The following is a 16027-nucleotide window of genomic DNA, read 5'->3' as shown; positions in this document are numbered from 1 at the left end:
CCATGCTTGATCTGACATCAATGACCAAGGTTACTGCTGTGACCTCTGCTACTGCGACTTGCGAATTGTGTGAGAGCCACGGTGGCGAGCTACTGTTTGATGGTGGCCGCTATCGTGTAGTGCTCATTGATGACGCTGCCTATCCGGGATTTTGTCGGGTCATCTGGAATGCACACGTCAAGGAGATGACTGATCTCACCACTGCTGATCGCACGCTGCTAATGGCCGCTGTATGGGCAGTGGAAGCGGCGCAGCGGGAAGTCCTGCAACCCGAGAAAATCAATCTGGCCAGTCTTGGCAATATGACGCCGCATGTTCATTGGCACGTGATTCCGCGCTATGTCGATGATGTGCAATTCCCAAGTCCGATCTGGGCTGATGCCCGACGTGTCGCCAGTGAAGAGCTATTGTCTACGCGGCGCACGCTATTGCCAGCGCTGCGACAGGCAATACTGCGGCAACTACAGGCATTGGCCTGAACTGCCATTGAATGCGTTTCGGTCTCGACGACGTTGATGGTCGTAAGCGAACGCCAAATTTGAAGAGGATGCACCAGCAATGAGTTCCGCTGCCACGCCCGTATCATTCAAAGTGCGCACACAATCGCGCGTCATGGAAGTTGCCTTTGATGACGGTGCGATGTTTTCCATTCCGTTTGAACTGCTGCGCGTGTATTCACCGTCGGCCGAGGTCCGTGGTCACGGGCCTGGCCAGGAGACGCTTCAGACCGGCAAGCGTGATGTCACCATTGTGGCGATGGAACCGGTAGGTAATTACGGTATCAAGCCGATCTTCTCTGACGATCATGCCAGCGGTATTTATACCTGGGATTACTTGTATCAATTGGGACGTGATCAGGATTCCATGTGGGAAACCTATCTGCAAAAGTTGGAAGCAGCCGGATTTACCCGTGATGGTGGTCGTGATCATCACCCACAAGGCAATGCAGGTGGCCATGCCTGCGGTCATCATTCTTGATTGATTAAGGTGAGTCGTGTGCCGGCGCTGCTGTTGCCTGCTTGCTCACCTCGTATAATATTGCATTACTCTCTACAGGTTGTCACATGAGCAATACTACCCATTTCGGCTATCAGACTGTCGCGGAAGAAGACAAAGTACGCAAAGTTGCGGAAGTGTTTCATTCCGTCGCTGCTAAATATGACGTGATGAATGATTTCATGTCGGCAGGTCTGCATCGGGTGTGGAAAGCCTTCACCATTGCTCAGGCAGGTATTCGTCCCGGCTTCAAGGTGCTTGATATTGCTGGCGGTACCGGCGATTTGTCCAAGGCATTCGCTAAGCAGGCTGGCCCCAGCGGCGAAGTCTGGCTTACAGATATCAATGAATCAATGTTGCGGGTTGGTCGTGATCGCCTGTTGAATAAAGGAATTCCTACCCCCACCTTGCTTTGCGATGCAGAAAAATTGCCCTTCCCGGACAATTATTTCGACCGTGTGTCGGTCGCATTTGGCTTGCGTAACATGACCCACAAGGATGTTGCGCTCAGTGAAATGCGCCGGGTACTCAAACCTGGTGGCAAGTTGCTTGTGCTCGAATTTTCCAAGGTGTGGGAACCGCTGAAAAAGCCTTACGACGTGTATTCGTTTTCGGTATTGCCATGGCTGGGCAAGAAGGTGGCCAACGATGCGGAAAGCTATCGTTACCTGGCAGAATCGATTCGCATGCATCCCGATCAGGAAACACTGAAGCAGATGATGCAGGATGTCGGCCTGGAGCGGGTTCAGTACTTCAACCTGACTGCTGGTGTCGCCGCACTGCATACCGGTATAAAACTATAAAAATACAGGAATAGCGATGAAAAAGTGGATGTTGATTCTGGCGCTGGCCTTGACCAGCCTGATGCTGTTTTCCGGTGCCGAGGCCAAGCGTCTTGGCGGTGGTGGTTCCTTCGGCAAGCAATCCTCCAACTATGCACGTCAAGCGCCGAGCAGTCCATCTGGTGTGACTCCTGCCAAACCGGCAGCACCCGCTGCAGCGCCACAACCAATACCGCAGCCTGCTGCACCGGTACGACCTGCAAGCCCATGGAAGGGTATCCTGGGTGGCGCCTTGCTTGGTCTCGGACTCGGGGCCTTGTTCTCGCACTTCGGTTTGGGCGGTGCGTTTGGTGGATTGTTGGGCACCATCCTGATGATCGTTTTGCTGGTAGTCGTGGTGCGACTGCTGTTTGGCCTGTTCAATCGCGGGAATCGGACGAGCGACAGTTATCCTGCGACTTATCCCACAAACTATACGAACTACACTGAAGATAACCGTTCATCTGCGTCATCCAGTGCGACGCCGGAAATCGGTTCAGGACTGCGTCCGGTGGCACCGCATCAATTGGGTAATAATGAGGCTATCGTGCAATGGGGTATCCCTGCTGATTTCGATGTGCCAGGCTTTGTGCGTAACGCCAAGAGCTACTTCATTCGCTTGCAAGCAGCTTGGGACAAGGCAGATATCAATGATATCCGTGAGTTCACCACACCTGAGATGTTTGGTGAACTGCGCCTGCAAATTCAGGAGCGTGGTGCGACGCCTAACAATACTGACGTCGTGCAAATCGACGCTGAGTTGCTGGGTATCGAAACGTTAGCCAATGATTACCTGGCCACAGTGCGTTTCACCGGTTTGATCAAGGACGCTATTGATGCTCCAACAGAGCCATTCGTCGAAATCTGGAATCTTTCCAAACCGTTCGACGGCGCCCATGGCTGGGTACTTGCCGGTATTCAGCAAGCCTAGTGACAAGCCGAAACAGGATGTCTGAGGCGCTGCGCAGCTCAGAGAACCTGTTAAACTTGAAGCCGCTCGTGTGATTGCACTGCAACGAGCGGCTTTTTTATTGGCGCTGTTTTATTCTGTTATGGCGCTGTAATCCTTCCTGTCTTTTTCTGTCACTCCATCCGTTATGCATCCAGCCATGCGCCCTGTTGCTGCCATCCTTAATCATTTACTTGTACAGGAGCCCTGGGCCCAGGGGCGACTTGCTGCGCATCATGGCAAGACTGCCTGTATTGACGCTGGCATTGCCGCGCTGTCGCTTACTGTGGGTACCGATAGTTTGGTAGAGAGCGCAAACGACGATGCCACACCTGCTGTCACTATTCACGTCAAATTGTCAGACCTGCCGTTGATTCTGGCTAATCGTGAACGTGCTGTTTCCTACGTCAAGATCGAAGGGGATGCCGACTTCGCCAATACGATTTCACAGGTGAGTCAATCGGTGCGTTGGGATGCGGAAGAGGATCTGAGCAAATTGATTGGAGACATTGCCGCCACGCGTCTGGTTGCTGGCGTCAAATCCGGTCTGGCAGCTGCGCAAGTGGCGCAACAACAATTGACCGAGAATGTGGTCGAGTATTTTCTGGAAGAAAAACCGATGCTGATTCGTCCCCACATGATGCGGGAGTTCTCCGCCGAGGTAGTCAGGTTGCGAGATGACCTCGAGCGTCTGGCCAAACGCATCGAAAAATTGGAGCGCCGCTAATGTTTTTGCGCTCCCTGCGTCTGTTTAAAATCATTCGCGTCGCCGTACGTTATGGTCTCGATGAAATCGTTGTTTCCGGTTTCAATACCCCGCGTATCGCAGCTTTCTTAAAAGCAGTTTTTTTCTGGCGTGACTTGTCGGCACCGCGTGGTGAGCGCTTGCGGCGTGCCCTGGAAGATCTGGGGCCGATCTTCGTGAAATTCGGGCAGGTATTGTCGACCCGGCGTGACTTGTTGCCACTTGATATCGCCGACGAATTGACGCGCTTGCAGGATCAGGTACCGCCGTTCGATTCCGAGTTGGCAATCGCCCAGATCGAAAAGTCACTGGGAGCGCATCCAGACGCCTTGTTTGCCAGCTTCGAGCGCACTCCCGTTGCTTCGGCGTCGATTGCGCAGGTGCACTTTGCGATGCTTAAGAACGGTACGGAAGTCGCCGTCAAGGTGCTGCGTCCTGGGATGCGCGGCACGATCGACAATGACATCGCGCTGATGGCTGTGGCTGCTGAGTGGCTGGAGCGCCTTTGGGTCGATGGTCGTCGACTGAAGGCACGCGAAGTGGTTGCCGAGTTCGACAAATACCTACATGACGAGCTGGACTTGATGCGCGAGGCAGCCAATGCCAGTCAGCTACGCCGCAATTTTGCCAATTCCGATCTGCTGATGGTGCCAGAAATGTACTGGGATTATTGTTCGCCGTCAGTGATCGTCATGGAGCGCATGATCGGCATTCCGATTTCGCAGACGGAGCGACTCAAGGCTGAAGGTATTGATCTGAGCAAGTTGTCTCGTGACGGTGTAGAGATTTTCTTCACGCAGGTGTTTCGTGATGGATTTTTTCATGCTGACATGCATCCCGGTAATATCCTGGTCTCGACCGCACCGGCCACTTTTGGGCGTTACATCGCGTTGGACTTTGGCATCGTTGGCACGCTCACTGATTTTGACAAGGATTACCTGTCACAGAACTTCCTGGCATTTTTCCAGCGTGATTACAAGCGTGTGGCGGAAGCACATATCGAGTCTGGCTGGGCCCCCAAGGAAACCCGGGTCGATGAGCTGGAAGCAGCTGTGCGTGCCTGTTGCGAACCGATTTTTGATCGGCCATTGAAGGATATCTCCTTCGGACAGGTACTCTTGCGGTTGTTCCAGACCTCGCGTCGTTTCAATGTGGAAGTACAGCCGCAACTGGTATTGCTGCAGAAAACCTTGCTCAATGTTGAGGGCCTCGGACGTCAGCTAGACCCCGATCTGGATCTCTGGAAAACCGCCAAGCCCTATCTGGAGCGGTGGATGAATGAGCAGATTGGCTGGCGCGGCTTTGTGCAGCAGCTCAAGATCGAAGTGCCTCGTTATAGCCGCTTGTTGCCGCAATTGCCCCGACTTGCTCATCAGGCGTTGACCAAAATGACGGAAGATCAGCGCCCACAACAGCAGGATGAACTGCTCAGGAAGCTGCTCGCCGAACAACGACGGACCAATGTTCTGCTGGGGGGGATTGTCTATTTTGGCGGCGGTCTGATTGGAGCAATTGTTGTCATCCAGATCCTGTTGCATATCTTGCGCATGGGGTAATACGCGTGCGGTACAACAAATAACAATCCCGACCAGATGGACTGAGTATGACAACAGCACACAATTCATCACGATTGCACTGGTTGCCCTTCATCGTCGCGGCGACCTTCTTCATGGAGTATCTGGATACGACCATCATTGCCACGGCGCTGCCGCAGATGGCGCAGTCGTTCAAGATCGGGCCCAATGAGCTGAGCCTGGGGATGACTGCCTATATGCTGACGCTGGCGGTGTTCATACCAATCAGCGGCTGGGTGGCAGACCGGCTTGGTTCGCGAACGGTCTTCGCTTGGGCAATTGTGGTTTTCACCCTGGCATCGGTCTTGTGTGGAATCTCAAGTAATGTATTTGAATTCACCTCGGCCCGGATTTTACAGGGTATGGGTGGTGCTTTGATGGTACCCGTCGGTCGTTTGATCGTCGTGCGCAACACCAGTAAAGACAAGCTGATGAAGGCTATCTCCACGATCACCTGGCCGGCGATTGTTGCACCGGTTGTCGGGCCATCTTTGGGGGGATTCATCACAACCTATTTTTCCTGGCACTGGATTTTTCTGATCAATGTTCCGTTTGGTCTGGCTGCATTGAGCGCGGTGCTTGCCCTGGTGCCAAATGAGCGCAGCAGCGAGAAACGTCCGCTGGATCTGGTGGGCTTCTTTCTCAGCGGGTTGGCCCTGACGTCGTTGTTGTATGGCACCGAGCTGGCCAGTCATACGGAAGTCAGGTTGATCGAGGCGTTTCTGTTCATCGGTGTAGGCATTGTGCTGGGTGTGCTGTCTTACCGCCACGGTATGCGTAGCCCTCATCCCTTGCTGGACTACTCGACTCTACGTGTCAAAACCTTCAGCGCCACGATTGTGACTGGTTCGTTCACCCGAATTGGTATTGAGGCTGTTCCTTATTTGCTACCGCTGATGTTTCAGATCGGTTTTGGCTTATCAGCCTTTCAGTCGGGCCTGTTGTTACTGGCCAGTGCCGTTGGCAATCTGGGAATGAAGATTTTCACCACGCGTATTTTGCAGCGTTTTGGTTTTCGCCGTGTCACGCTGGTTAACGGATCGATTGCTGGTGTGTTTGTCCTTGCCTGTGGATTGTTGATGCCGAGCACGCCCGTAGCATTCGTGCTGTTGACTATTTTTGTCTATGGTCTGGCACGCTCGATGCAGTTCTCTACATTAGCCACATTGGCCTATGCCGATGTGACGGAAGCACAGAAAAGTGCGGCCAGCACACTCTGGAGTGTGGCGCAGCAAATGACAATTGGTATGGGAATCGCATTTGGTGCGCTCGGTTTGCGCATTGCTTCCTACTTCAATGGGGGTAGCAGTGATGTCGATGGCATCCCGCATTTCAGCATGATGGATTTTCATTGGGCATTTGCCATGGCTGGTGTGTTGATCCTGCTCTCGGTATTAGGTTATCGAGGACTGGCAAGGGATGCCGGTAGCAATCTAGGTGGCGGCATGCGGTCAGCTTCAGCAACACGCCCTACAGGACGCTGAATGTTCGACCTTTACGCGCCATCAAAAAACGGAGCACTAGGCTCCGCTTCTGAGGTAAATAGCGATGACTGAGGTGTCATGCAAAGAGACGTGCCAGCTCCACTCCCGGTTCGGGAGCACGCATGAAGGCTTCGCCCACCAGAAAAGCGTTAACATTGGCATTACGCATACGTTTGACGTCCTCAGGTGTTGCAATCGCTGATTCCGTAACGACCAGTTTGTCCGAAGGAATGCGTGGTAACAGACCCAGCGTGGTATCGAGGGTCGTGTCAAAGGTACGCAGGTTGCGGTTGTTGATACCCAGCAGGGCTGTCTTCAGCTTGAGTGCTGCATCAAGTTCGACACCGTCATGCACTTCCACCAGCACACTCATCCCCAGTTCATGTGCACAAGCTTCCAGATCAGCCATCAGGCCATGATCAAGCGCTGCCACGATCAGCAAAATGGCATCTGCACCCCAGTATCTCGCTTGATAGATTTGATAAGGATCAATCATGAAATCCTTACGCAGCACCGGAATCGAACAGGCCGCACGGGCCTGCTGCAGATAGGCGGGTGCCCCTTGAAAAAACTGCTCATCGGTCAGCACCGATAAGCAGGCCGCGCCATGCGCGGCATAGCTGACGGCGATATCGGCAGGCTTGAAATCAGGACGGATGACACCTTTCGAGGGCGAGGCCTTTTTCACTTCGGCGATCACACCTGCATGGCCATTAGCAATCTTGCCGCGCAGGCTCGCTTCGAAACCACGTAGTTGTGCGCGGGCGTCGGTATCGGTCTCGACATCGCGACGCAGGCTGGCCAGATCGCGATACGCCTTGGCTACCTTGACTTCATGCGCCTTGACGTCGAGGATTTTATTGAGAATGTCTGACATGGAAATTCCTTATGGGCGGCCCAGTTGTTGTGTCACCTTGACGAAGGCATCGACCTTGGCCAGCGCAGCACCCGAGCTGATAGTGGTACGTGCCAGTTGCAGACCTGCCTCAATCGAGCTTGCGACGCCTGAGGCATATAGTGCGGTACCAGCGTTGAGGGCGACGATATTGTGCACTGGACCGGGCGTGCCCTGGAGTGCTTCAAAGATCTTCGCTTTAGATTCTTCCGCATTCGCGACCTGCAGGTTGCGGCTGGCGAACATGCTCATGCCGAAGTCTTCCGGATGAATTTCGTATTCACGGATTTCACCATTGACCAGTTCACCAATCATGGTAGCGCCACCAAGAGTGACCTCATCCAGATTGTCCCGACCCCAGACCACGACCGCATGTTGCGCGCCCAGGCGCTGCAGCACACGCACCTGTATCCCTACCAGATCGGCATGAAAGACACCCATCAGGATATTCGGCGCGCCGGCAGGATTGGTCAGCGGGCCAAGAATATTGAAGATAGTCCTTACCCCCAACTCCTTGCGTACCGGTGCCGCATGTTTCATTGCCGCATGATGATTCGGCGCGAACATGAAACCGATACCGGTCTGCGCAATTGATTGCGCAACCTGTTCCGGTTGCAGATTGATATTGGCACCGAGCGCTTCGAGAACATCAGCGCTGCCGGACGACGAGGAAACACTGCGACCACCATGTTTGGCAACCCGTGCTCCGGCTGCTGCTGCAACGAACATCGAGGCAGTTGAAATATTGAAGGTGTGGGCGCCATCACCTCCGGTGCCGACGATGTCAAGCAAATTGTTGGTGTCGGCCATTGGGACCTTGGTGGCGAATTCCCGCATAACCTGTGCCGCAGCGGCGATTTCTCCAATGGTTTCCTTCTTGACTCGCAAGCCCATGGTGAGCGCTGCGATCATCACAGGCGACATTTCGCCACGCATGATCTGACGAAACAGTGTGAGCATTTCATCGTGGAAGATTTCACGATGATCGATACAGCGCAGGAGTGCTTCTTGTGGTGTGATGGACATGATTGAATTTTCCTGAAAGTTAAGTGATGTGCGCATTGAAGCTTTCACTTAACTCTGCGCGGAGCCGGTCAGGAAATTTTTCAGCAAGGCATGACCATGTTCCGACAGGATCGACTCAGGGTGGAATTGCACCCCTTGCAGATCAAATTCCTTGTGACGTACGCCCATGATTTCGCCGTCATCGGTCCAGGCGGTCACTTCCAGGCAATCTGGCAGCGTAGCGCGGTCGATCGCCAGCGAGTGATAGCGGATTACCGTATAGGGGCTGGGGATATCCTTGAACACACCGACGCCGGTATGCGCGATCTTCGATGTCTTGCCGTGCATGACTTGTTTGGCGCGCACCACATTGCCGCCGAATGCTTCACCAATGGCTTGATGGCCAAGGCACACGCCCAGAATTGGCAGTTTGCCCGAGAAGTGTTTGAGCAAGTCAATGCAGATGCCAGCTTCACGTGGACTGCATGGTCCGGGGGAAAGGCAAATACGCGCCGGATTCAGTTTTTCAATCTCGGCAATGGTGATTTCATCATTGCGGATAGTCAGGACTTCTTCACCTAGTTCGCCAAAATATTGCACGATGTTATAGGTGAAGGAATCGTAGTTGTCGATCATGAGTAGCATTTAGATTTCTCCATCCAGTCCATCTTGCACTTGTTCGGCAGCACGCAAAACGGCACGTGCCTTGTTTTCGGTCTCTTCCCATTCCATTTCCGGTACCGAGTCGGCAACGATGCCGGCTGCGGCTTGCACGTAGAGCGTGCCATCTTTGATGACCCCTGTGCGAATCGCGATGGCGACATCCATCTCACCGCCAAACGACAGATAGCCGCAGGCGCCGCCGTAAATACCACGTTTCACCGGCTCCAGTTCATCAATGATTTCCATGGCGCGGACCTTGGGAGCACCCGACAGGGTGCCGGCGGGGAAGGTTGCTTTGAGCACGTCCAGATTCGACAGTCCGGGTTTGAGCAAGCCCTCGACATTGGAGACGATGTGCTGCACGTGTGAATATTTCTCGATCACCATCTGATCGGTGACTTTGACACTGCCGGTCGTCGCGATGCGACCAATATCGTTGCGCGCCAGATCGATCAACATCACGTGCTCGGCGATTTCCTTCGGATCGGCCAGCAATTCGACTGCAAGAGCGGCATCGCGTTCTGGTGTTGCGCCGCGTGGTCGGGTACCTGCCAGAGGACGAATCGTGATCTTTTTCTGCGCATTGCCATCGGAAGTCTGGCCAATGGTTTCATTACGGACCAGGATTTCCGGCGAGGCACCAACAATCTGCATATCGCCGAAATTGTAGAAATACATATACGGCGAGGGATTCAGTGAGCGCAGCGCACGGTACAACATGAGCGGTGAATCGACATAAGATTTTTTCAGGCGCTGACCGATCTGGACCTGCATCAGATCGCCGGCCATGACATATTCTTTGGCCTTGGCGACGGCCTGCAGATAGTCAGCTTTGGTGAATTCACGGATCGTATCTGTACGTACGGAGCCGGTAGTAACAGGGGCATCGGCGGCGCGACGCAACATGGCGCGCAAATCCTTGAGCCGCTGACGCGCCTTGGCGAAGGCTTCTGGTTGGCCCGGATCGGCATAGACGATGAGATATAGCTTACCGGAGAGATTGTCGATGACAGCCAACTCTTCGGTGACCAGTAACTGAATGTCGGGCAGCCCGAGATCATCCTTGGGGGCGCTGTCGGCCAGACGCTTTTCGATATAACGTACGGCGTCATAGCCAAAGTAGCCCGCCAGGCCGCCACAGAATCGCGGCATGCCCGGACGAATCGCCACTTTGTAGCGAGACTGGAATTCGGCGATGAATTCCAGTGCATTTTTTTCATGCGATTCAACTACCTGATCGTTTTTGAGAACTTCGACCCTGTTACCAAAGCTGCGCAGCTTGGTGGTGGCTGGCAAGCCAATAAAGGAATAGCGGCCAAAACGTTCGCCGCCGACCACCGATTCCAACAGGAAGGTGTTCTTCCCCGCATTCTGGGTCTGTGCCAGTTTCAGATAGAGGGTGAGTGGCGTCTCCAGATCAGCGAAGGCTTCGGCGATCAGTGGAATGCGGTTAAAGCCTTGATTAGCGAGCGATTTGAATTCGAGTTCGGTCATGTTTCTCTCCGGAGCCGATATCGTGGAGCATGTGCCAGGCGTACTGATGCGGCCTGGCAAATACGTGCCGACAATAACGGATATTAAACAGTGGGGTAGTGTTGCAAAAAACGTCTGCTCGCGTGGAGCGAACAGCAACTGACGAGGCTAAATATTAGTTAGCCTGGGATTGCCAGCGTCGCCACAGCCAGGCCTCAGGGGCGGCTGAATGATTGGCGATGAGTTTTTTGTCGAGAAACATTTGTCGTATGTGTTTAGTTGAGTACAACTTCAGTACATTTCACTACGAAATCTGGTTTGCTGCATCAAGCAGCGTCTGAACTATACCATCGGAATCGACGTTGTGTATAGGCTCACCGTGGTTGTAGCCATACGGGACGTTGAGCACGCGACAACCCGCTGCCCGTGCGGCCAGTGCATCGTTCGACGAGTCTCCGATGGCAACCACCTGTGACGGTTCCAGAGAGAAATCTTGGCAGACTTGCAATAGTGGTAATGGATCAGGTTTCTTGCGCTGCAAGGAATCGCCGCCGTAGACGATTTCAAAATAGGGACGTAAGCCCTTTTGTTCCAGTAGTGGCAGGGCAAAGGCGACCGGTTTGTTGGTTACGCAAGCCAGACGCAAACCCTTTTTCTGGAGTACCTGCAAGCCCTCGATTACCTGCGGGTAAAGCGTGGCGTATTTGCCGTTGATTTCCGCGTAATGCTCCTGATAGGAGGATAAGGCGGCGGCAAAATGTTGCTCAATATCAGTGTCGTCATAGTCCACTGCCAGCACCCGGCGCATCAGATTTTCTGAACCCTTGCCAACAAAATCCACGATCACATGTAATGCCAGCGGGGCTAGCCCTAGATCGGCGCGCATACGATTGACCGCCACATGGAAGTCCGGTGCGGTATCGAGCATGGTGCCATCGAGATCAATGATGGCGGCTTTGATGTTGTTGAGCATGCGTCTTTTCTATCGTTGCGTCGGGTTTGTGATGGATGATCGATGGCTGGCTTAAACCTTGGCCAGTTCGCCGCGCATGGCGTCGATCACTGCCTTGTAGTCTGGCTTGCCAAAAATGGCGGAGCCAGCCACGAAGGTATCCGCACCTGCTTTGGCAGCAGCGGCGATGTTTTCGACCTTGATGCCTCCATCGACTTCCAGCATGATGTCGCGGCCGGATTCGTCGATGCGACGACGCACTGCGGCGATCTTGTTCAATGCTTCTGGAATGAAGGATTGACCACCAAAGCCAGGATTGACAGACATAATCAGAATGATATCGAGTTTGTCCATGACGTGATCAAGATAGTGCAACGGGGTGCCTGGATTAAAGACCAGCCCGGCTTTGCAGCCGTGATCCTTGATCAGTTGCAGGGTGCGATCAATATGTTCCGAGCCCTCGGGATGGAAAGTGATGATGTTGGCACCGGCCTTGGCAAAGTCGGGGATGATGCGGTCAACTGGCTTGACCATCAGATGCACATCAATAGGTACTTGTACGTGCGGGCGGATGGCTTCGCACACCAGAGGCCCGATAGTCAGGTTGGGAACATAATGGTTGTCCATCACGTCGAAGTGCACGATGTCGGCGCCGGCGGTGATGACGTTACGGACTTCTTCTCCCAGGCGGGCAAAATCGGCAGAGAGAATGCTGGGAGCGATACGATAGGTTGGCATGGCTGGAATGGCGATAAATAAAAAGGAAGTCGATGAATGCTTGAAAGATGCGTTATTTTACTCGTTCATGCTGGTAAGGTTTGCTTGCGAATCTTGCACCGCAAGGGAATTTCGTGTGCAATGGTTCATTGCTATTTAATTAATTGAGGGAGCCGTATGGCGACGTATGAATTTACCGTGACGGTCAAAACACAATATCAGGAAGAACAGTCCGATCCAGCCCGGTCACACTATGTATTTGCCTACGCGATCACGATCATTAATAGCGGCCAGGTTCCCGCGCAATTAATTTCGCGCCATTGGGTCATCAAGGACGCTAATAATCATGTGGAGGAAGTGCGCGGACTGGGCGTGGTCGGTCATCAGCCCTTCCTGCAGCCAGGCGAGCAGTTTGAATATACCAGCGGCACTGCCCTGAAGACGCCGCAAGGATCAATGCACGGTGAGTATTTCTGTGTTGCCGAGGACGGCGAGCAATTTGATGCCCGCATACCCGAGTTCTTCCTGTCCTTGCCGCGTACCCTGCATTAAGCTGACTGGTCGTCAGCCTGATCGTCTGGTTTGCTGCGCTGTGCTGGCTGGGTAGGCTTCTTACCGGAAAACATGGTCCACCAGACGATGAACACAAAGATGAAGAAGGCACTACCAGCTTCCAGTATTAACCACAACATTTAACGTTTCCTCAATGTCATTTATCCGTACTAGTTTAACTGCATTCGCCGCGATCATTCTTCTGAGTCTTGCCGCCTGTACAACCGTACCTCCGAAGCCGGAGCCAAGTCCAGTGCCTGCGCAGAAGCCAGGTACTGAGCCGGTAGCGCAGACGCTGCAAAAAAGTAGCTTCACGGCAATGCCTGGTTGGGATAAGGATGCGCTGCGCGAGGCCTGGCCTGCATTCATGAATTCCTGCGCGACGCTGATCAAACGTAGCGACTGGCGCGCTGCTTGTAATGCTGCAGGACAGGTCAACGGCGATGACGACGATGCCGTGCGCAGTTTTTTCGAGGCAAATTTCATCCCCTACAAGGTATTCAATGGTGATGGTACTGATAGCGGCTTGATTACCGGTTATTACGAGCCTCTGTTGCGCGGCGCACGCAAACGCGGCGGCCCCTATCAGACACCGCTATATCGGACACCCGATGATATGCTGACGATTGATTTATCCAGTGTCTATCCTGATCTCAAGAACATGCGCTTGCGCGGTCGATTGGCGGGCAACAAGGTTGTTCCCTATTACACACGTGCTGAGTTGCTGCAGTCAGGGGCTCTCAATGGCAAGGAGCTGGTATGGGTGGATGATCCTGTCGAGGCATTCTTCCTGCAGGTTCAGGGTTCCGGGCGAGTCTATCTGAGTGATTCCAAGGAAACCATCCGGGTCGCATATGCGGATCAAAATGGACAGCCCTACAAATCGATTGGTCGCTACCTGGTGGATAAAGGTGAAATGCAGCTTTCTCAAGCATCTGCCCAGGGCATCAAGGCCTGGGTTGCTGCCAATCCGTCGCGGCAGAATGAGTTGTTCAATGCCAATCCAAGTTTTGTCTTCTTTAAAGAAGAGAAAATTGCCGACCCTACCAAGGGGCCAAAAGGCGCACTTGGCGTGCCTCTCACGGGGCAGCGATCAATTGCCATCGATCCGCAACATCTTCCTTTAGGTGCGCCGGTATTCCTGGATACGACGCAGCCGAATAGTGACACTCTCCTGCAACGACTTGTTGTGGCGCAGGATACAGGGGGGGCAATCCGCGGTGCGGTGCGAGCAGACTATTTCTGGGGCTCAGGGAGTGAGGCCGGAGAAAAGGCGGGCGCAATGAAGCAGCGCGGCATGATGTGGGTGTTACTACCCAGGCCTTGACGCAGGGAGTAAATAAACACACAACGCCGGTTTTTGCTGAAGCAGCAAAACCGGCGTTTTACTATCCGATGTTGCTAGCGCAACACGAGCACCGGGACAGGTGAGTGCGCCAAGACTTTCTGAGTTTTGCTGCCGAGAAATAATCGACTTAATCCACTTCTCCCATGCGACGCCATAAAAATCACGTCGCAGCCATATTTCTTGGCTGCATTGACGATCTCTTCGTCCGGTGCAAAGGAAAGTACCGTCATTGTCTCACAGGCAACACCTGCGGCCTGCGCGGCATCCGCGATACGCTGAACATGTTGTTCTGCCAAGGCGCGTACATTTTCTTCATACATGCCGGGATCAATGGCCATGGCAGTCTCTGCTAGCGGAGAGAACGGATAAGGTTCAGCGACCCCGATACCGACTATCTTTGATTTGCAGTGCTGAGCGTAGTCGATGGCGTTGGCAATCGCTTTGTCAGACCGTTCTGATCCATCTGTTGGTACAAGTATGGTCTTGAACATGTGATCCTCCTTTGACGCAGTGAAAGGGGTATATCCAGTATAGCGCTGAGCTTGATCAAGGAAGCAACTTCTGTTGCTTGAAGCAGCGTCGAGAAAAATTCAATAGCGGTACAATCATCGGCGACGGTAAATGCGCTTTTCTGCAATATGTGTATATCAATAGGAGACCAGATGAGTTACGAGAATATATTGACTGAAACCCACGGTAAAGTTGGTCTGATAAGACTGAACCGTCCAAAGGCTTTGAATGCCTTGAATGACGGCTTGATGACCGATCTTGGTGCAGCTCTGCTTGAATTCGATGCTGATACAGAGATCGGCTGCATTATTGTCACTGGTAGCGAAAAGGCTTTCGCTGCTGGCGCTGATATCAGTGCCATGGCAGGCTATAACTTCATGGACGTTTTTAAGGGTGAATTCATTACCCGCAACTGGGAAACCATTCGCCGCGTGCGTAAGCCGGTCATCGCGGCGGTAGCTGGTTACGCCCTTGGCGGTGGCTGTGAGCTGGCGATGATGTGCGATTTCATCATCGCCGCCGATAACGCCCAGTTTGGACAGCCCGAAGTTAAGCTTGGCATCACGCCCGGAGCAGGCGGGACTCAGCGTCTACCACGTGCTATATCGAAATCAAAAGCTATGGACCTCTGTCTTACTGGGCGCATGATGGATGCTCAGGAAGCAGAGCGTGCTGGTTTGGTATCCCGAGTCGTTCCAGCGGCGAAGCTGATGGATGAAGCAATGGCCGCAGCGATTACTATTAGTCAAATGTCGCAGCCTGTCGTTGCCATGGTGAAGGATTGCGTCAATCGTGCATATGAAACAACGCTGGTGGAGGGAATCAAGTACGAGCGGACTTCCTTCTACAGCTGTTTTGCGACAGAGGACCAGACCGAGGGCATGGCGGCTTTCCTGGAAAAGCGCCAAGCCAACTTCAAGAACCTGTAACGAATAGCGCAGTTGAGTAGTTTTGTAAAACAATAAGGCCATCCCGCAGGGATGGCCTTATTGTTTATGGTGTTGGTTTTTTTTGTTTGTTCGAAGAGAGTGAGTGTGGGCGTGGGTTTGCGAGGGGTTTGGTAAAAAGTTTAAATAATTGCTTAAAAAAGCTTGCACGAATTGGAAAGGCTTTGCTATAGTTCGCCTCCCCGCTGAAACAGCGACGCAGCAAAGAGCAAGACGCAGCGAGCGAGGTGGGGAAGAAGTAAGAAAGCAAAGCGCAATACAAGATGTAGAAATGAGAAGTGGCAGTAAAAAATTTTTAGTTAAGCGTTAAAAAAGTAGTTGACGCAAATTAAAAAACACTACATAATCTCGTTTCTCTGCTGCTGACAAACAAAACGATTTGACAGCGATGCAAGC

General features: G+C 53.1%; 18 protein-coding genes. 10 read left to right on the top strand and 8 right to left on the bottom strand.

The genetic code is table 11. The features are described from left to right. The first annotated feature begins 2 nt into the window (after window positions 1-2). The 7 genes from FHW66_RS10145 to FHW66_RS10115 all read left to right on the top strand — a co-directional run bounded on the left by FHW66_RS10145 (window position 3) and on the right by FHW66_RS10115 (window position 6569). Entirely contained in the window at window positions 3-479 is a 477-nt protein-coding gene (locus tag FHW66_RS10145) for an HIT family protein (protein WP_255458916.1), read from the top strand. A gap of 79 nt (window positions 480-558) precedes the next feature. Next, window positions 559-978, top strand: coding sequence for a gamma-butyrobetaine hydroxylase-like domain-containing protein (locus FHW66_RS10140; RefSeq protein ID WP_183379679.1), 420 nt, complete (start codon window positions 559-561; stop codon window positions 976-978). Window positions 979-1064: 86 nt separating this feature from the next. After that, entirely contained in the window at window positions 1065-1799 is a 735-nt protein-coding gene (gene ubiE / locus FHW66_RS10135) for a bifunctional demethylmenaquinone methyltransferase/2-methoxy-6-polyprenyl-1,4-benzoquinol methylase UbiE (RefSeq protein WP_183379678.1), read from the top strand. 16 nt (window positions 1800-1815) lie between these two features. Beyond that, a complete protein-coding gene (locus FHW66_RS10130; protein ID WP_183379677.1) occupies window positions 1816-2748 on the top strand; it encodes a Tim44 domain-containing protein in 933 nt (310 codons plus the stop codon). 178 nt (window positions 2749-2926) lie between these two features. Further along, the gene (locus FHW66_RS10125) at window positions 2927-3493 is read left to right on the top strand and encodes an SCP2 domain-containing protein (RefSeq protein WP_183379676.1); all 567 of its coding nucleotides are present in this window, start codon (window positions 2927-2929) and stop codon (window positions 3491-3493) included. After that, the gene (gene ubiB / locus FHW66_RS10120; RefSeq protein ID WP_183379675.1) at window positions 3493-5067 is read left to right on the top strand and encodes a ubiquinone biosynthesis regulatory protein kinase UbiB; all 1575 of its coding nucleotides are present in this window, start codon (window positions 3493-3495) and stop codon (window positions 5065-5067) included. Before FHW66_RS10125 ends, ubiB begins: the two co-directional genes overlap by 1 nt. 47 nt (window positions 5068-5114) lie before the next feature. Then, window positions 5115-6569 (top strand): DHA2 family efflux MFS transporter permease subunit, encoded by a 1455-nt coding sequence (locus FHW66_RS10115; protein ID WP_183379674.1) that lies wholly within the window; start codon window positions 5115-5117, stop codon window positions 6567-6569. 76 nt (window positions 6570-6645) lie between these two features. Here the strand turns inward: FHW66_RS10115 and trpC are convergent, their stop codons facing one another. The 6 genes from trpC to rpe all read right to left on the bottom strand — a co-directional run bounded on the left by trpC (window position 6646) and on the right by rpe (window position 12295). Beyond that, window positions 6646-7446: an indole-3-glycerol phosphate synthase TrpC gene (gene trpC / locus FHW66_RS10110; protein WP_183379673.1), complete on the bottom strand. Its 801-nt coding sequence runs from the start codon at window positions 7444-7446 to the stop codon at window positions 6646-6648. A gap of 9 nt (window positions 7447-7455) precedes the next feature. Then, entirely contained in the window at window positions 7456-8490 is a 1035-nt protein-coding gene (gene trpD / locus FHW66_RS10105) for an anthranilate phosphoribosyltransferase (RefSeq protein ID WP_183379672.1), read from the bottom strand. A 48-nt stretch (window positions 8491-8538) separates the two neighbouring features. Then, window positions 8539-9114, bottom strand: coding sequence for an aminodeoxychorismate/anthranilate synthase component II (locus tag FHW66_RS10100; protein ID WP_183379671.1), 576 nt, complete (start codon window positions 9112-9114; stop codon window positions 8539-8541). Next, window positions 9115-10626: an anthranilate synthase component I gene (gene trpE, locus FHW66_RS10095; RefSeq protein WP_183379670.1), complete on the bottom strand. Its 1512-nt coding sequence runs from the start codon at window positions 10624-10626 to the stop codon at window positions 9115-9117. Between the two features lie 283 nt (window positions 10627-10909). Then, window positions 10910-11578: a phosphoglycolate phosphatase gene (locus tag FHW66_RS10090; protein ID WP_183379669.1), complete on the bottom strand. Its 669-nt coding sequence runs from the start codon at window positions 11576-11578 to the stop codon at window positions 10910-10912. Window positions 11579-11629: 51 nt separating this feature from the next. Further along, the gene (gene rpe, locus FHW66_RS10085; RefSeq protein ID WP_183379668.1) at window positions 11630-12295 is read right to left on the bottom strand and encodes a ribulose-phosphate 3-epimerase; all 666 of its coding nucleotides are present in this window, start codon (window positions 12293-12295) and stop codon (window positions 11630-11632) included. A 156-nt stretch (window positions 12296-12451) separates the two neighbouring features. Here rpe and apaG point away from each other — a divergent pair, with 156 nt between their 5' ends. Further along, window positions 12452-12826, top strand: a complete 375-nt coding sequence (gene apaG, locus FHW66_RS10080; RefSeq protein WP_183379667.1) for a Co2+/Mg2+ efflux protein ApaG — start codon at window positions 12452-12454, stop codon at window positions 12824-12826. Here the strand turns inward: apaG and FHW66_RS10075 are convergent. Continuing rightward, window positions 12823-12966 carry a hypothetical protein gene (locus FHW66_RS10075; RefSeq protein ID WP_183379666.1) on the bottom strand — a complete coding sequence of 48 codons (144 nt, stop codon included), beginning with the start codon at window positions 12964-12966 and terminating at the stop codon, window positions 12823-12825. The two genes, apaG and FHW66_RS10075, sit on opposite strands and share 4 nt — an antisense overlap. A 14-nt stretch (window positions 12967-12980) precedes the next feature. Between FHW66_RS10075 and FHW66_RS10070 the strand changes: the two genes are divergently transcribed. Continuing rightward, window positions 12981-14153 carry a murein transglycosylase A gene (locus FHW66_RS10070; RefSeq protein WP_183379665.1) on the top strand — a complete coding sequence of 391 codons (1173 nt, stop codon included), beginning with the start codon at window positions 12981-12983 and terminating at the stop codon, window positions 14151-14153. A 74-nt stretch (window positions 14154-14227) separates the two neighbouring features. Here FHW66_RS10070 and FHW66_RS10065 read toward each other — a convergent pair whose 3' ends face one another. Beyond that, window positions 14228-14665 carry a universal stress protein gene (locus tag FHW66_RS10065; protein ID WP_183379664.1) on the bottom strand — a complete coding sequence of 146 codons (438 nt, stop codon included), beginning with the start codon at window positions 14663-14665 and terminating at the stop codon, window positions 14228-14230. Window positions 14666-14836: 171 nt separating this feature from the next. Between FHW66_RS10065 and FHW66_RS10060 the strand changes: the two genes are divergently transcribed. Then, on the top strand, window positions 14837-15613 hold the full coding sequence (locus tag FHW66_RS10060) for an enoyl-CoA hydratase (protein ID WP_183379663.1): 777 nt from the start codon (window positions 14837-14839) through the stop codon (window positions 15611-15613). Window positions 15614-16027: the final 414 nt, after the last annotated feature.

The organism is Herbaspirillum sp. Sphag64 (assembly GCF_014192645.1).
GTDB lineage: Bacteria > Pseudomonadota > Gammaproteobacteria > Burkholderiales > Burkholderiaceae_D > Herbaspirillum.
The sequence above is the reverse complement of the archived record's forward strand: the minus strand, read 5'-3'. Positions and strand labels throughout refer to the sequence as shown.

Excerpts from the sequence above, each read along its gene's own strand:
- FHW66_RS10075 (WP_183379666.1), bottom strand. The coding sequence starts at position 12,966 with ATGTTGTGGTTAATACTGGAAGCTGGTAGTGCCTTCTTCATCTTTGTG.
- FHW66_RS10060 (WP_183379663.1), top strand. The coding sequence starts at position 14,837 with ATGAGTTACGAGAATATATTGACTGAAACCCACGGTAAAGTTGGTCTG.
- FHW66_RS10090 (WP_183379669.1), bottom strand. The coding sequence starts at position 11,578 with ATGCTCAACAACATCAAAGCCGCCATCATTGATCTCGATGGCACCATG.
- trpD (WP_183379672.1), bottom strand. The coding sequence starts at position 8,490 with ATGTCCATCACACCACAAGAAGCACTCCTGCGCTGTATCGATCATCGT.
- FHW66_RS10100 (WP_183379671.1), bottom strand. The coding sequence starts at position 9,114 with ATGCTACTCATGATCGACAACTACGATTCCTTCACCTATAACATCGTG.
- apaG (WP_183379667.1), top strand. The coding sequence starts at position 12,452 with ATGGCGACGTATGAATTTACCGTGACGGTCAAAACACAATATCAGGAA.
- trpE (WP_183379670.1), bottom strand. The coding sequence starts at position 10,626 with ATGACCGAACTCGAATTCAAATCGCTCGCTAATCAAGGCTTTAACCGC.
- trpC (WP_183379673.1), bottom strand. The coding sequence starts at position 7,446 with ATGTCAGACATTCTCAATAAAATCCTCGACGTCAAGGCGCATGAAGTC.
- FHW66_RS10145 (WP_255458916.1), top strand. The coding sequence starts at position 3 with ATGCTTGATCTGACATCAATGACCAAGGTTACTGCTGTGACCTCTGCT.
- FHW66_RS10065 (WP_183379664.1), bottom strand. The coding sequence starts at position 14,665 with ATGTTCAAGACCATACTTGTACCAACAGATGGATCAGAACGGTCTGAC.
- ubiE (WP_183379678.1), top strand. The coding sequence starts at position 1,065 with ATGAGCAATACTACCCATTTCGGCTATCAGACTGTCGCGGAAGAAGAC.
- FHW66_RS10070 (WP_183379665.1), top strand. The coding sequence starts at position 12,981 with ATGTCATTTATCCGTACTAGTTTAACTGCATTCGCCGCGATCATTCTT.
- FHW66_RS10125 (WP_183379676.1), top strand. The coding sequence starts at position 2,927 with ATGCGCCCTGTTGCTGCCATCCTTAATCATTTACTTGTACAGGAGCCC.
- FHW66_RS10140 (WP_183379679.1), top strand. The coding sequence starts at position 559 with ATGAGTTCCGCTGCCACGCCCGTATCATTCAAAGTGCGCACACAATCG.
- FHW66_RS10130 (WP_183379677.1), top strand. The coding sequence starts at position 1,816 with ATGAAAAAGTGGATGTTGATTCTGGCGCTGGCCTTGACCAGCCTGATG.
- rpe (WP_183379668.1), bottom strand. The coding sequence starts at position 12,295 with ATGCCAACCTATCGTATCGCTCCCAGCATTCTCTCTGCCGATTTTGCC.
- FHW66_RS10115 (WP_183379674.1), top strand. The coding sequence starts at position 5,115 with ATGACAACAGCACACAATTCATCACGATTGCACTGGTTGCCCTTCATC.
- ubiB (WP_183379675.1), top strand. The coding sequence starts at position 3,493 with ATGTTTTTGCGCTCCCTGCGTCTGTTTAAAATCATTCGCGTCGCCGTA.